General features: G+C 37.1%; 14 protein-coding genes and 1 riboswitch. Of the genes, 7 read left to right on the forward strand and 7 right to left on the reverse strand.

Features of this window, described 5'->3' with window-relative positions:
* The first annotated feature begins 61 nt into the window (after positions 1–61).
* Positions 62–146: riboswitch (Fluoride riboswitch) on the forward strand.
* 43 nt (positions 147–189) lie between these two features.
* Positions 190–1,374 (forward strand): sodium:proton antiporter, encoded by a 1,185-nt coding sequence (locus NW240_RS07875; RefSeq protein WP_258437000.1) that lies wholly within the window; start codon positions 190–192, stop codon positions 1,372–1,374.
* Positions 1,375–1,449: 75 nt separating this feature from the next.
* Here the strand turns inward: NW240_RS07875 and NW240_RS07880 are convergent, their stop codons facing one another.
* Positions 1,450–1,752: a rhodanese-like domain-containing protein gene (locus NW240_RS07880; protein WP_258437001.1), complete on the reverse strand. Its 303-nt coding sequence runs from the start codon at positions 1,750–1,752 to the stop codon at positions 1,450–1,452.
* A gap of 166 nt (positions 1,753–1,918) precedes the next feature.
* Between NW240_RS07880 and NW240_RS07885 the strand changes: the two genes are divergently transcribed.
* The 5 genes from NW240_RS07885 to NW240_RS07905 all read left to right on the forward strand — a co-directional run bounded on the left by NW240_RS07885 (position 1,919) and on the right by NW240_RS07905 (position 6,620).
* Complete coding sequence (locus tag NW240_RS07885; protein WP_258437002.1) at positions 1,919–2,185, forward strand: metal-sensitive transcriptional regulator; 267 nt, start codon at positions 1,919–1,921, stop codon at positions 2,183–2,185.
* Positions 2,186–2,300: 115 nt separating this feature from the next.
* Positions 2,301–2,711 carry an OsmC family protein gene (locus tag NW240_RS07890; RefSeq protein ID WP_258437003.1) on the forward strand — a complete coding sequence of 137 codons (411 nt, stop codon included), beginning with the start codon at positions 2,301–2,303 and terminating at the stop codon, positions 2,709–2,711.
* 47 nt (positions 2,712–2,758) lie between these two features.
* Positions 2,759–4,078, forward strand: coding sequence for a DUF4767 domain-containing protein (locus NW240_RS07895; protein WP_258437005.1), 1,320 nt, complete (start codon positions 2,759–2,761; stop codon positions 4,076–4,078).
* A gap of 128 nt (positions 4,079–4,206) precedes the next feature.
* On the forward strand, positions 4,207–5,478 hold the full coding sequence (locus NW240_RS07900) for a GntP family permease (protein ID WP_258437006.1): 1,272 nt from the start codon (positions 4,207–4,209) through the stop codon (positions 5,476–5,478).
* A gap of 8 nt (positions 5,479–5,486) precedes the next feature.
* Positions 5,487–6,620 (forward strand): glycerate kinase, encoded by a 1,134-nt coding sequence (locus NW240_RS07905; protein ID WP_258437007.1) that lies wholly within the window; start codon positions 5,487–5,489, stop codon positions 6,618–6,620.
* A gap of 59 nt (positions 6,621–6,679) precedes the next feature.
* On the opposite strand, the gene NW240_RS07910 is transcribed toward NW240_RS07905, so the two are convergent.
* The 4 genes from NW240_RS07910 to NW240_RS07925 are packed head-to-tail and all read right to left on the reverse strand — an operon-like array spanning position 6,680 to position 10,654.
* Positions 6,680–7,570, reverse strand: a complete 891-nt coding sequence (locus NW240_RS07910) for an ABC transporter ATP-binding protein (protein ID WP_258437008.1) — start codon at positions 7,568–7,570, stop codon at positions 6,680–6,682.
* Positions 7,563–8,633, reverse strand: a complete 1,071-nt coding sequence (locus NW240_RS07915) for an ABC transporter ATP-binding protein (RefSeq protein ID WP_258437010.1) — start codon at positions 8,631–8,633, stop codon at positions 7,563–7,565. Before NW240_RS07915 ends, NW240_RS07910 begins: the two co-directional genes overlap by 8 nt.
* Positions 8,634–8,641: 8 nt before the next feature.
* Positions 8,642–9,712 carry an oligopeptide ABC transporter permease gene (opp3C, locus tag NW240_RS07920; protein WP_309302419.1) on the reverse strand — a complete coding sequence of 357 codons (1,071 nt, stop codon included), beginning with the start codon at positions 9,710–9,712 and terminating at the stop codon, positions 8,642–8,644.
* The gene (locus NW240_RS07925) at positions 9,713–10,654 is read right to left on the reverse strand and encodes an ABC transporter permease (protein WP_258437011.1); all 942 of its coding nucleotides are present in this window, start codon (positions 10,652–10,654) and stop codon (positions 9,713–9,715) included.
* Between the two features lie 364 nt (positions 10,655–11,018).
* Here NW240_RS07925 and NW240_RS07930 point away from each other — a divergent pair, with 364 nt between their 5' ends.
* Positions 11,019–11,369, forward strand: coding sequence for a tRNA-binding protein (locus tag NW240_RS07930; protein WP_258437013.1), 351 nt, complete (start codon positions 11,019–11,021; stop codon positions 11,367–11,369).
* 114 nt (positions 11,370–11,483) lie between these two features.
* Here NW240_RS07930 and NW240_RS07935 read toward each other — a convergent pair whose 3' ends face one another.
* Both NW240_RS07935 and NW240_RS07940 read right to left on the reverse strand, forming a co-directional pair.
* Complete coding sequence (locus NW240_RS07935) at positions 11,484–13,118, reverse strand: peptide ABC transporter substrate-binding protein (RefSeq protein WP_258437015.1); 1,635 nt, start codon at positions 13,116–13,118, stop codon at positions 11,484–11,486.
* 165 nt (positions 13,119–13,283) lie between these two features.
* Entirely contained in the window at positions 13,284–15,896 is a 2,613-nt protein-coding gene (locus NW240_RS07940; protein WP_258437017.1) for a vitamin B12-dependent ribonucleotide reductase, read from the reverse strand.
* Positions 15,897–15,924: the final 28 nt, after the last annotated feature.

Genomic DNA, 15,924 nt, shown 5'->3' on the forward strand with positions numbered 1-15,924 from the left:
CCTTCAGTTAAATATATGCAATGTGGTTGTTGTCTTTTAAAATAAAATAAGATAAACTATTGATAATAAGGGAAATGAAGTGCTTCCCATTTACTTTATTGATAAAGTAGATAAACCGCTTAGTAGCTGATGACTTCTGTATGCTTTTTTGGCATACAGAAGTTTTTGTATTTTAAAGGAGGAAAAGCAATGTTGTGGAGTTTAGGGCTTGTCTTGATATTAGGGTGGTTGTTTGGAAAACTATTTGAAAAAATTAACTTACCAAAACTGTTGGCTTATTTGGTATTAGGTATTTGTTTAGGCCCCAATGTTTTCAATCTATTATCTAGTGAATTAACACATTTAGCGGGAGAAATTCGTCAAATTGCTTTGATGATTATTTTGATTAGAGCTGGACTAACTTTAAAAGTTTCGGATTTAATTAAAGTAGGTAGGCCTGCTATTTTAATGTGTTTTTTACCGGCTATTTTGGAAATACTTGCCATTGGTATGATTGGACCTTACTTATTTAATATCTCCTATGTTGATTCTTTCCTACTAGCTAGTGTTTTAGCTGCTGTTTCACCTGCTGTTTTAGTACCGCGGATGGTCGCTCTGATTGATCGTGGACTAGGAACAAAACAGGCTATTCCTCAAATGATTTTAGCTGGAGGGACAGCAGATGATATTTTAATTTTTGTTTTATTTGCTGCCTTTATGCAATTAGCTCAAGGTCAAGGTGTTTCAGCATCAACAGTATTATCTGCACCTATTTCAGTAGGAACTGGAATATTTTTGGGGTTAGTAGTGGGACAAGCTTTAAGTTATCTATTAAACCGATATAAATGGGATGGTCAACAAGCTTTAATTGTCTCATTAGCTATTTCTTTTTTAACTCTTGGATTAGAAAGCTTAATAGCAGATACCCTTCCTTATTCAGGCGTGCTTGCTGTTTTAGTGATCTTCCTAATTGTTCAAAAGAAAGCGCCGCAAAAAGCTGTTGATTTAACAGCCTCTTATCAAAAAATTTGGCAAATGGCTGAAATCTTCCTCTTTGTCTTCTTAGGAGTGGTAGTCAATCCGAGTTTAGCCTTAGAAGCGGGATGGCCGATAGTAATCATTATTGCAATTGGCCTTATTTTCCGCATGTTGGGTGTTGCTTTATCCATTTTAAAGACACCATTTACAAAGAAAGAACGTTATTTCATTATGGGAGCGTATCTACCAAAAGCGACTGTACAAGCTTCTCTAGGTGGATTACCCTTAATGGCTGGTATCGCTAGTGGTTCTTTGATTTTAATAGCCGCTACGGTAGCTATTTTAATAACGGCTCCATTAGGTGCTATCTTTATTGATTATTTTGCGCCACGCTGGTTAGAAAAAGAGCAATCTTAAGTTAAATAACGAGTTTAAAAGCCATCATGATCGTTTATTAGATCTGATGGCTTTAATAATTTTAATAGATTGTTATTAATCGGTGGTAAGTTCACCTGGCCAGGATGGAGCTCCTGGAGTGACATTGGTGACAGAATAATTCATTTTAGTTAAAAATTGGCTCGCTTTTTTAGAACGTCCACCAGAGTGGCAAACCAAATAATACTCTTCATTTTGATTTAAGGATGAATATTCATTTGGGAGTTGATTCAAGGGGATGTTTTTAGATCCAGGGATATGTCCTTCTTGGAATTCATCTTCTCCTCGAACATCAATAATGTTAAGAGGTTTTTCCTGAGATTTTTGATAAAGTTCTTGAATTGAAATAGTTGGGAACATGGTATCTTCCTTTCTGATTGTCTTATGAGAATGGTTTTATAAATAAGTGGTATTTTAAGCCGATAAATTATATACTTAGAATACCCAGTGGGGTATATTAAACAACAAATAAAAAGACTTGTCAAGTTTTTAAAATTTACAAACAAATATATTAGAGGAGTTTATCATGCATAAAGATAAAGATAAGAAAAATTTACTTAATCGTTTAAAACGAGCAGAAGGCCAATTAAGAGGGGTTCAAAAGATGTTAGAAGAGGACAGAGACTGTATGGATATAGTCACTCAATTAACCGCTATTCGTTCGAGTGTAGATCGTATTATGGGGATAGTCATGGTTGAAAATTTAAAAGAATGTTTAACTTCTAATAATGGAGATTCAGAAATTCAGAATCAACGACTAGAGCAAGCCGTTTCGATGATTATAAAAAAATAGATTCTGGGCTGTCGATTAGTGAAAGACAAATATTTAGGTTTATTGAGCCATGGATAGCATATTCTAAAAAAAGGTTATACAATAGTATTAGGAAGTCTACAGGAGGTTTTTGCAAATGATGGAACGAAAAACCCTTTATCAAACCAAGGTAGTCAATCGCGATGGAATTCAAGGTAAAACCTTTGTTGAGGAACCTGAAGCTTATGAATTTAAGGTTGCTAGTCCTTTAGTGCAAGAAGAAGGAACAAATCCTGAGCAATTGTTAGGCATGGCTATAGCCACCTGCTTAAATGCAACTATTGAGGCTGAAGAACTCCGAAGAGGCTTGGATCACCAAGCACAAGTATCTGTTTGGGTTGATCTACAAGAAGATAATATAGGCTATCAATTTATCGTGTCCGTTCAAATCTCAATCCCCCATGTTTCAACTGAATTAAAGGAGTCTATCGTTAAGGTTGCTCTTGAACGCTGTCCCATGCATAAGTTAATGAAAGCCAATGCTACTTACAAGGTAATTATCAATTAAAGGTATTTAATAGCTATGAATAAAAATGAAGGGAAAGGGTGTTAGTTATGAAAAAATTGATTCTATTTGGCCTTATGTTTGTGACTAGCTTCAGTGGGATGGGGATGATTCATTCTTCTCAAGAAAATTATTTTGCTCAAGATGAGAACTTGGTCTTTGCTGAAGAAGCAGTGAGTATTCAAAAAGTTCGACAAGCGATGGAGTTGTGGCAAGAAACGGTACAATCCTATTCATTAGATAATCCCCAGTATACTATTGCTAGTTTACAGCAAATGGGACCGGCTAATTTTGATGCTTCCTATCATTGGATCGTTCCAAAGCTTTACAATGATTATTATGAGAATCTTATTGAGTATCATAGTGTTGAAGAAGACGCGGACCATATTGGCAATTTAAGAGAAATATTATCACACTCTTTTGGTTTAGAAAAAATGTTATTAGCAGAATTAAGTCAAGGGGATCAAGAGGCTTTGAATCAATTACGTCTTTTCATAGTCAGTGCGATTATGGAATCCTATCAAGCCGGTATCAATCAGAACTTACCGGGCTATTTTCTATTAGAGGGGACTGATTTTGCAAAGAATATTGAGAAATATTTAGCACTTGATGATCAACATCTCGATCAATTAATTCGCATTAGTCTAGCTTCTAGCTATGCACCAGAAGTCTATCGTTTTGGTTTTGGTGAAGATATGTTTACTATTCCTGAAGCGTTAGAGTATCCGAGTGAACAATATGAAATCTATACCATCACCAATGGAGTATTTGTACAAGATATTGGGGGAACGACTCCATATTATTTCCATATTCCTTCTGGTAAAATCACAGAGGGTCACTTGGCTAGTCTTGAATTACATCCTTTAATAGATTTCGATTGGTCAGAAGTATATGGTCGAGTGATTAATAATTATTATCCCAATTATCAAGCCCAGTCATTATCGACGGAACCAAAAGAGCAATCATTAAGTTGGTCATCAAAGCAAAAACAAGCATTGATGACAGCAGTCAAAGACTGGCAAGCAAAAATGGGTCAAAAATATGAGTTTGTCACTCCAGAGACACCTTTAAATTTCTTGGGTGGGGACCTTCCTTTACAGTCAATGGTGATTCACTTAGATGGTCAGGAACGAAAGGCTTATTATCAAGCTGAAAAGCTTAATAATGATGAAATCGATGTCTTAATGGCAATGACTGATATTCGTGATCAAGATAATCCGAGAGCGGAACGACATTTTTATTTATTTGTTGAAGATCAAGGTGTTCCAAGAGTTTTGATTACCATGGAAGGACCTGATAATTCAGCGGTTCACCATTTTAAAGACACAGCTAATGTCGAACTTTATCAACTTTTTAAATCAATCTATTAAATCATTGGAAAAGCCAGCTTCTCTTTTGAAGCTGTCTTTTTTATGACCACGTATTGATTGATGAGATTGGCAAAGACATTAAGAAATAATATAATGAAGCCATTCAATAATCAATTAGGGGTGGAGAAATGGAAGTAGTAACGGTAACGGCTATCGGCGCTTTATTGGGTCTACTATTGGCTATCTTATTAATCTTTAAGAAGCTACCAGCTTTTTATTCTTTATTTATCGGTGCTTTATTCGGAGGTTTATTAGGAGGAGCCAATCTAAGTGAAACCATTGGTCTCATGACAAATGGTGCGCAAGGAATGATTACTTCTATTTTAAGAATACTAGCAGCTGGTGTCTTAGCGGGTGTTTTAATTAAGACTGGTTCGGCAGCTGCGATTGCCCAGGCTATTATTAAAAGCTTGGGGCGTGAAAGAGCCCTATTAGCGATTGCGCTGGCGACGATGATTTTAACTTTTGTAGGTGTTTTCATTGATATCTCAGTTATTACCGTTGCACCTATCGCCTTGGAAATTGGTAAAGAATTGAGATATTCACGGACTGCACTACTGATGGCTATGATTGGTGGCGGTAAGTCTGGAAATATTATTTCGCCAAATCCTAACTCAATTGCTGTATCGGATGGTTTTGGTGTTTCCTTAACCCAAGTTATGCTGGCTGGTCTTATTCCAGCGCTGATCGGTGTCTTATTTACGGCTTGGCTGGCTAAACGATTAATTAATAAAGGTAGCCAAATTGAACAAACAGGAACTCCAAGTGAAGAGCAGGTAGCAGAGAAGCTGCCTGATTTATGGAAAGCCTTATCAGGTCCCTTTTTAGCGATTGTTTTACTATCTTTACGTCCCCTGTTTAATATAATGATTGATCCGATGTTAGCTCTTCCTATCGGAGGTCTTTTCGGCTTGATAATGGTGGGACAAGTTAAGCACTTACAAGAATATACGCAATATGGATTAAGTAAGATGATTAATGTAGCTATTATCCTTTTAGGAACCGGTTTAATCGCAGGAGTGATTATCAATTCTACCTTAGGAGATGTCTTAACTAACAGCCTAGATTCATTAGGTTTACCTGCCTATCTTTTAGCACCTTTAGCGGGAATTTTTATGAGTGCGGCTACTGCTTCAACTACTTCGGGCTCGGCAGTAGGTTCAGCAGTCTTTTCACCAACCATCCTATCTTCAGGTGTTTCTCCAATCGGTGGAGCTGCTATGTTACATGCGGGAGCTACAGTGTTAGACCATTTACCTCATGGTTCATTCTTCCACGCGACAGGAGGATCCGTTTCGGCAGACTTTAAAGAATGCTTAAAGCTTATTCCTTATGAATCCCTAGTAGGGTTCGTTTTAACGATTGTTTCAACTATTATCTATGGCGTTTTGGGAGGTTAGAATAATTAATGAAAGTTGTCATTGCCAGTGATTCTTTTAAAGAAGCGATTTCGGCAAAACAGGCTTGCCAAGCCATAAAAAAGGGTGTGCAACAAGTCTTTCCTCAAGCTGAAATTCTACAGCTTCCCATGGCAGATGGAGGAGAAGGGACGACTGAAGCTTTAATTGATGCCAGTCAGGGAACTTATTATACAGTTGAAGTGCAAGGTCCATTAGGAGATAAAGTTGTAGCACAGTATGGTATTTTAGGAGATGGTAAAACAGCTGTGATTGAAATGGCCAGTGCATCAGGCATACATCTAGTCAAAAAAGAAGACCGCAATCCTTTAGTGACATCAACATATGGAACAGGCCAAGTTATTAAGACATGCCTAGATCAAGGCATTCGCTCATTTATTTTAGGGATTGGAGGGTCTGCTACCAATGACGGGGGAGCGGGTATGGCTCAAGCTTTAGGCTATAGTTTGTTAGATAAAGAAGGCCGAAACATTCCTTTCGGCAATCAAGGATTATCTCTTTTAGATAGAATTGATTGCCAGAATATTCACCCAGCTCTAGCAAATTCTAGTTTTAAAGTAGCTTGTGATGTCAATAATTCGCTCTGTGGTCCGCAAGGAGCTTCGGCTGTATTCGGTCCACAAAAAGGAGCGTCTGCAGAAATGATTGGAAAATTGGATGCCAATCTTGAACATTTTTCACGTCTTATTTATCGTGACTTGAATCGTCAAGTGGCTCATATTGCTGGTTCTGGGGCTGCAGGAGGGTTAGGGGCAGGATTATTAGCTTTTACTTCTGCAGAACTTAAAAGAGGTATCGATATTGTTATTGAAACAGTCGAATTAAAAACAGCTTTACAAGATGTCGATATTTGTTTTACAGGAGAGGGTCAGATTGACTTTCAAACACAATATGGTAAAACACCTTTTGGAGTTATGCAATTAGCCAAACAAGTGGCCCCTCAGTCTAAAGTGATCGCATTATGTGGGTCTATGGGGGAAGGTATTGAAATCCTCTATCAGTTAGGCTTTGATGCGATTTTGAGTATTACGCCTGGTCCCAGCTCCTTGGAAGACTTACTATATAACACAGAAGAAAATTTAACAGCTAGTAGTCGAGCAGTTTGTCAATTATTAAAGAAATAAAAGTAAACCACCATTGAATACTTATTGAATACTTATTCAATGGTGGTTTATGTTTCAGCTTATTGAGCAAGCCAATGGTTGGGTTTGACTTCTTTAAGAACTTCTTGAGCCAATTTTTCTGGGTCAGCTTGATAATGAATACGTTGACGTTGACGTTCGTAATCAGGATCTGGTAAGGGAATCGCTGAGAGTAGGGATTGGGTATATGCATGCAAAGGGTTTGCATACAATTCTTCAGCTTCAGCTAGCTCTAAAATACGTCCACGATTCATAATAGCAATGCGATCACTGACATATTTAACCATGGATAAATCATGGGCAATAAAGAGATAGGTTAGTCCTCTTGATTCTTTTAATTCTTGTAATAAATTAACTACTTGAGCTTGAATTGAAACATCTAAAGCAGAAATCGGTTCATCCGCCACAATGAATTTCGGTTCTACTGCCAAAGCTCGCGCGATCCCAATACGTTGGCGTTGACCGCCAGAAAACTCGTGAGGATAGCGACTAGCATGATCGATATTGAGCCCTACATCTTCTAAAAGTTGATTAACCTTTTCATCTCTTTCCTCTCGTGATTGTGCGAGTCCATGAATATCAATGCCCTCTGCAATAATGTCACGAACCTTCATACGAGGGTTCAAAGAGGCATAAGGGTCTTGAAATATCATTTGAATTTCTTTATGAAATTTTAAACGTTCTTTTTGGTTATAATTACTCGATAAAGCTTTGCCTTGAAAGATAATTTCACCACTGGTTGGTTGATAGAGATTAACTATTGCTCTGCCAATGGTTGATTTCCCAGAGCCTGATTCTCCTACTAGTCCAAATGTTTCTCCAAGAAAGATTTCAAAGGAGACATCATCTACTGCTTTGACTTCTTTATCCGTTCCTTGGTGGTAATATTGTTTCAAGTGATTTACTTGTAGAATAGGTGTTTGCTTATTCATGATGCTCCTCCTTTCTAACCTTTTCGGCATGTGACTGTTTTTCTTGATAATGCTGATATCTTTCTAAAATAGTAGGCGGAGGTGTCATTTTTGGAGCCATTGGATGGAGCAACCAAGTGGCGGCATAATGACCAGGGCTGACCTCAAACATAGGTGGCTCTTTTTCATAATCAATGGCTAAAGCATATTCTGATCGGTAAGCAAAAGCATCTCCTTCAGGAGGATTTAAAAGGTCTGGAGGGCTACCGGGGATAGCATATAATTGGTCTTGCTTGGAGATGGTCGGCATAGCTGTCAATAATCCCCAAGTATAGGGATGCTGAGGATGGTAGTAAATATCATCGACGGACCCCATTTCAACAATTTTACCCGCATACATGACTGCAATTCGGTCCGCTACATTGGCAACTACACCTAAATCATGAGTAATAAAAATAATGGTCATATTCTTTTCTTTTTGAATTTTTTTAAGTAATTCAATGATTTGTGCTTGAATGGTTACATCTAAAGCGGTTGTAGGCTCATCGGCTATAAGAACTTCAGGATTTCCCGCTAGAGCAATCGCAATAACAATCCTCTGTCTTTGACCACCTGAAAATTGATGCGGATACTGATCAATTCTTTTTTCTGCTTGAACAATTCCACATAAATCCAAAAGGTTAATAGCTTCTTTGCGCGCTTCTGAGTGGTTAAAATCGCGTTTACGAATTAAAATTTCAGTAATTTGTCTTCCGATGGACAGGGTAGGATTGAGGGCGGTCATTGGATCTTGGAAAATCATCGCAATTTTACTACCACGGATAGCTTCCATTTCTTTTTTAGATAATTTTAAAAGGTCACGATTTTCAAATATAACTTCACCCGCTTCTATGGTTGCATTTTTAGCCAGTAGACCCATCAATGCACGTGTGGTTACTGATTTGCCTGAACCTGATTCGCCAACTATCGCTAATGTTTCACCAGCATACAAGGATAAGTTGATTCCACGAATAGCTTTTAATTGGCCAGCAAAGGTTTTGAAAGAAATATTTAAGTCTTTTATTTGAATGATAGCCTTATTCATGAAATCACCTACTCTTTCATTTTGGGATCAAAAGCATCACGCAGTCCGTCTGCTAATAAGTTAAAGGACAACATGATTAGTGAGATAACAGCTGCTGGATACCACATTAAGTGGGGCAAAAAGCGGAAGGTCTTGTAACCTTCACTCAATAAAGTTCCTAAGGAAGCGTTGGGTGCAGGAATTCCAATACCAATGAAGCTTAAGAAAGCTTCAAAAAAGATAGCAGATGGAATAGCAAACATCATTTGTACAATAATAATTCCTAACATATTGGGTAGGATATGTTTTAATAGAATTTTGCTAGTAGATTGCCCCAAGACTCTAGCAGCCAAGACATATTCTTGCTGTTTTAAACGAAGTGTTTGCGCTCTAACCACTCGAGACATAGAAATCCAAGAGGTGAGGGCAATTGTAATAATAATGGATAATAAACCGGGCTGTAATACTAAAAGCATGAGAACAACGATTACAAGATTTGGAACACCTGAAATAATTTCTAGCATTCTTTGCATCAGCGTATCCACTTTACCACCTAACCAACCGGATATCATGCCATATGTCACACCAATAATTACGTTAATTAGAACAGCAATAAAAGCAACTAAAAGTGAGATTCGTGTTCCATACAATATACGTGAGAGAAGGTCACGACCTAAACCATCTGTTCCAAGATAATAGTAGGTTCCCTCAGCAACATTGGCCTTTTCATAGGCATCAAACAAAGCACCACCTCGATTCATACTTTTACCACTAAACCATGAGAATTCTTCTAATCCTGGTATTTTAGGCGGTAGGTTTGCTTGGGCTGGATTTTGTTGAAAAGGTGAAGCCGGTGCAATCCATGGAGCTAAAACAGCAAGTAGTAGAATTAAAATAACGAAAAAGAGTGAAATCATGGCGCCTTTATTCTTTTTTAATCTTCGCCATGAATCTTGCAGAAAGTTCAATGAAGGGGCTTCAATCTTTTCGTTGTCCTTACTTTGAATAGAAATTTTTGGTTGAAAGAGCTTTGCATCTATATCAGGTATATGATTTGATGAAACACTATTTATTGTATTCATAGAATTTTTGATTGTCATCTAGCTACCTCCTTCAACTTGTCGCATTCTAGGGTCAATAAAACCGTAAAGAATATCTACGATTAAAATAATAACAACCAGTAAGACAGAATACATAATTGTAATTCCCATAATGGTTGGATAGTCATTCACTAAGATTGACTTGGTAAATTGCTCACCAATTCCAGGGATTGAATAAATTTGTTCAATCACCAGTGAACCGGTCATGGCAGCTGCTGTCATGGGTCCAACTATTGTTAATAGAGGAATGATTGCATTACGAAGTGCATGCTTAGTGACTACATAAAATTTCGAAAAGCCTTTAGCAGTTGCTAGTTCAATGTAATCGGAATGGAGTACTTCAATCATCTCAGTTCGAACAAAACGCGCAGACTCTGCCATAGGTGAAATGGCCAAAGCAAGGCTTGGCAAAATAGTAGAGGCATAGCCATCACGCCAGAAAGCAATTGGAAGCCAGTCTAGCCAAACAGCGAACAGAAACTGAAGAACCACTGCGTAAACAAAGTTGGGGACAGATCTTCCACCAATAGCAAAAACAGAAGTAAAGGTATCGATCCAAGTATTTTGTTTAACAGCAGCAATCATTCCTAAGATAGTTCCAATTACAACACCAAATCCCATTGCTTGTGCTCCTAAAATCATAGAAGGGCCGGCTCGATCTAAAATAATTTTAGTAACAGGTAAGTTGTTATATTGAAAGGATACACCTAAATCTCCTTTTAATATATTGGCTAAGTAGGAAAAATAGCGAATATGTATAGGTTGATTTAGACCGTATTTTTCATTTAAAAGTTGAAGTTGGGTATCTGTCAAAAGGTCTTGATTGGCAAAGGGTGAACCAGGTAAGAACTGTAAGAGGAAAAAGGTAACGGAAATAATAATCCAAAGTGTAATTAACATATAAAAAACACGTCGGATTACAAATTTTGTGTAAGAATTCATGTTTATCCACCTTTCGTAATTTAAATATAAACTGTTTAGTCCCTTTTGTATTAATAATACTATTATTACTTATATTGTCTTTTATTTTAATACAATTAAGTAAGAATTATCTACTTCATTAGCAGATAATGTCAAAAAAAGTTCATTATGGTTAAGTATCAAACTTTTAAGATTTCTTGGAATGTCGTCATACTATTATGGCCCTAACTATTAATAGTACATGGCTATTTAATGAGATAGCAAGTATATTGCTTAATTAATAGATAAAGTTCAATAATAATGAAGCATTTTAAGTTAAACAATTGAGTCTGTTATAATAACTATAAATAACTATAGAAACGATTACTTTTGAGGAGGTAGTAAAATGGTTGATATTAAGAAAGCTATTAGTCTTAAAGATTTAGATAAAATTGATATTCGAGTGGGTAGAATTCGTTTAGTCGAAGATATTGAACAATCGAATAAGTTGGTGAAATTGACAGTGAATTTTGGCGACTTTGAACGTGTTATTTTAGTAGGAATGAAGCAAGAACGCGAAAATCCTAAAGCTGAAATAGAGGGAAAACAGGCACTATTTGTAGTGAATCTTGAGCCAAGAGAGATGTTTGGGATTCAATCGCATGGTATGTTATTTGATATTGGCTATGAAGATGGTATTATACCAGTTTTAGCTGTCCCAGAAAAAGAAATTCCTGACGGAAGTCGAGCAGGTTAACATTCATTAAACAAATAATAAATACCGAAAAATAGGCTACTTAGTAGTAGGAAACCCACTACTAAGTAGCCTATTTATTTGCTAAGTAAGGTATTTATTTAATTTATTAAAGTCTTATTCTGCAGTTCGATATGCGGTTCTTAAATTGATTGTTCGACCAAATGGTAAAACTTCGAAGCCTTCTACGTTGGTGTCCAATAAGTAGGTAGTGGATGCTTGATAGAACGAAGATTGAGAAGCTTCTTCAGCGACTGCAATCTTTTCAGCTTCGATAAGAGCTTGACGACGTTTTTCTGGGTCATTAGCAAACTCGTTTCTTGCTTGATCAATTAATTGGTCCACTTTTTCATTTGAATATTGACCAAAGTTAATGCCTCCGTCTGATTCCATTTGTTCTACAAAGTTGATAGCATCTTGATAGTCTGGAGCCCAAGTTCCATAGAAGATATCGAAATCAAGTGATCGTTGTAATTCTAAACGGTTTTGTAGTGGGACAGAACGAATTGTAATCGTTAATCCTGGAAGGTTTTGCATTAACTGAGCTTGAATATATTCTGCTGTACGACTCGCTAAATCTGAGTCTGAAATTAATAATTGTAACTCAATATTATCCTGTCCTAATTCTTCTTTAGCTGTTTCCCAATCTTTTTGAGCGGCTTCGACATTATATGTAAGCATTTCGCCCGCTTCTTCACGGTAATCTACACCTTCATCATTCACATCAAAACCTGAAGGAACAAAACCATTTAAAGAAGTTGATCCGTCTTGGATGACTGATTGAGTATAGGTATCTTTATCAATAGCCTGAATAATGGCTCTACGTAAAGCAATGTTGTTGGTTGGTTCTTTCGTAGCATTGAATTGTAAGTGTCCGACAGTTGCTTTAGGAATTTGATTGAAGAAATCAGCCCCATTATATTGACCAACAAACTGATCATTCAAAATAGTGTAATCTAGTTCGCCTGCATCAAATAAGTCAGCCCCTGTACCTGTTTCTTTCACGACAGAAACTTGTACTTCTTCTAAAAAGACATTTTCAGCATCCCAATAATTTGGATTCTTAATCAGTTTCCACTCTAAACTTGTTCCTTCCCATCCTTCAATGAGGAAAGGACCGTTCATAGCAATACTGTCTGTGCTTGTTCCATAGGATTGACCTTTCTCTTCAACTACTTTTTGGTTAACTGGCATAAAGCGAGAACCTGTGAGTAATTTCGGTAAGTATGGCGCTGGATATTCTAATTCAATAACTAAAGTTTTTTCATTAGGTGCAGTAACGCCTAAATCTGTAAGTTCAGCTTCACCATTACGAACTTTGCTGGCATTTTTAAATACTTCAACTGACGAAGAGGTGTTCGAATTGTTTGGATCAACTAATCTTTGATAAGTAAAGACATAATCGTTAGCTGTGACAGGATCACCATTAGACCAAGTTAATCCATCTCTTAGGGTGAAAGTATAAGTTAAACCGTCTTCAGAAATATTGACATTTTCAGCTTGACCCAATTCGACTTCGCTACCAGTTGAAACACGGTAAAGACCTTCAAAAATTTGTCCAATCATATCTGAAGAAGGGGTATCGTTATAAAGCATAGAGTCTAGGGTTGCTAGTTCTCCAATCGACATAATAGATAATTTTTGTTCGACATTGGGATCAATTTCTTGAGCAGATATCGGCGCAAGATTTCCAATGAGAAGACCAGTGACTGCGAGAGAAATTGTTATAAATTTAAATAGTTTGTTTTTCATAAGGCGCTCCTTTTTAATTTTTCTTTAATATATCATAGATAAGATAAAAACACACAAAATAAGATTGCGAAACTGTTTTAAAAGAGCAACTGATAAACCTTATCTTGTTAACAAGATAAGGTTTATCAGTTAGAAATTCTGTTTTTGCAATCAAACTTTAAAGATTTAGAGACCGCAACGCAACTGAGCATTACAATTTGTACAGGTGTTGCATCCACCAATATCTTCGACAATTCCTTTACGGCAAATTGGACAGGTATCTCCTACCTCTGAACCATAAACCACATCATCAGTATGACCACTTTGTGTATAATGATCTTTTTCAGCTAAATCAACTAATTGACGAAGTTCTTCGACTTCATCGACAACGCGTATTTCTTGATCCTCAACTTCAAAAAGAGCAATATTTTGATCTTTCTCATTTTCTTCTGCTTTAAGGGTTAAAACCTGAGAATCTCTTGAGCCATCTACATAGACAGTTCCGCCTTTAGCCCCACCACTGTATAGACGTTCATATATCTCTTCGACTTGTTGAACAGTATAACCCTTAGGTGCATTGACTGTTTTAGAAATGGAAGAATCGACCCAACGTTGGATGGTTGTTTGAACGTCGACGTGCTCTTCAGGTTTTAATTCCATTGCTGAAACAAAAATTTCTGGTAAGTGGTCAGCATCTGCTTCTGGATGACGCTCTAGATATTCTTGAACAATTCCAGCATTTACTTCAATGAACTTACCTAAACGTCCAGAGCGATAGTATTTAAACGCAAAATAAGGCTCAAGACCAGTTGCTACTCCAACCATAGTGCCAGTTGATCCAGTCGGGGCGACAGTCAGTAAGTGAGAGTTTCTAATGCCATGTTCTAATATACCTTGATGAATGTGCTTAGGTAATTTTTGCATATAGCCCGTTGAAATAAAGTTTTGACGCAGTTTTTTAGTTTCTTCATCAGTTGAACCAATTAGGAAAGGAAAACTTCCTTTTTCTTTAGCTAAATCAATGGAAGTTTCATAAGCAGTAACCGCAATTGTTTGGAATACTTTATCAATCAATTTATTTCCTGAAGCAGAACCGTAACGCTGATTGGTATAAATTAATAAGTCAGCTAGTCCCATTACACCTAGACCGATTCGTCGTTCTCCTAAGGCTTGTTGGCGGTTAGATGCTAAGAAATAAGGAGTAGCATCGATCACATTATCTTGCATTCGCACACCAACACGGACCGTTTCTTTTAATTTTTCAAAGTTAACCGATTGATCATCTTTATTAGCCATATTTGCTAAGTTTATAGCTGCCAAATTGCATACAGAATAAGGAGCTAAAGGTTGTTCTCCACAAGGATTGGTAGCTACGACTTTTTGACCATAGGCCTTAGCATTTGTGTCCTTATTAGCATTATCGATAAAGAAAATACCAGGCTCCGCTGAATATGTTGCACAGATATTAATTAATTTCCATAGTTCACGTGCGGGAATGCTTCGATAGGTTCTGACTGCATAGCCCATCTCTTCCCAGTCACGTACATCTCCTACTTGATGCCATTGAGTATTATAAGCATGCATTTCTTTCTTAGTATAATGTTCGACATCAGGGAAACGTAAGTCCCAGTCTAAATTATTCTCTACAGCTTCCATAAATTCAGAAGTTATAGTCACAGAAATATTGGCTCCTGTTAAAAAGTTTTCATTATGAACTTCATATGTACCCTTATCACGTAAGATTGCTTTAGAATGCTCGATGATATCTGAATTAAAGCCGCCAAAACCTTCTTTATTTCCATAGGCAGCAATTGTTTCATGCATTATTTGGTCATTAGGAGTAAGTGGTACAAATTTAAGTTTTTCTTGTGCTAGCTTTTGAATTAATTCATCTTCTGTTTGTTCAATTAAATAACGTAAGATACGAGGATTTTGCATTTTAGAAATGATAAACTCAATAATATCTGGATGCCAATCCGCTAACATGATCATTTGTGCTCCGCGACGAGAGCCACCTTGTTCAACAAGATGAGTTAGCTGAGCAATATCATTTAGCCAAGAAACAGAACCTGAAGATTTACCGTTTACACCCCTTGCTAAAGTATTTCGAGGTCTTAGGGTGGAGCCGTTAGTTCCTACACCACCTCCACGTGACATGATTTCCATTACTTCTTTACGATGATCGGCGATTCCCTCGCGAGAATCAGGAACAAATGGCATAACGTAACAATTAAAATAAGTAACATCTGTTTGTGAGCCCGCTCCATATAGGACACGACCTGCCGGAACAAAGTTTAGATTAGAAAGCTGATTATAAAAAGCTTTAAAAGAGCTTTCTTGTTTTTCTTTAGTACTTTCGATTTCAGCTAGACCAACTGCATTACGATGAGCGATTTGTTCATAATATATTTCTAAAGGCTTATCTAAACTGTCAATGCTTCGCGTTATTATGCCGCTAAGACGCTCCGCTTCGGTGTCAAGATTTCCGCGGTATTCTTCTTCTAATAAAACAGCGGCTTGATTTTTTTCCCAATCAAGTTTTTGCACAATACCAATTCCTCTTGCAGGATAGGAAGGGTCTGGCTTGACAGTTAAGACTACTAAATCTCCAGCTTTTAGGGTTTTTTTAGCGGTATCTTTAAAAGAATATCGGTCTAACATAACCATTCTAGAAACACCAGAGTGAGTGATTTTCATATCTGCTGTCACAGGAGTTACTTGAGGGAATTCTTTGATAGCCTCATTGAGTCCTTGACGGTTCCATTCAACAGTCTTTGGAGTTAAAGTAGTAGTTTCCATGTTCAGTTCAGCCTCTCTATTAAGATCT

Origin of the sequence: Facklamia sp. 7083-14-GEN3, assembly GCF_024742075.1 — a bacterium.
Lineage (GTDB): Bacteria > Bacillota > Bacilli > Lactobacillales > Aerococcaceae > Facklamia.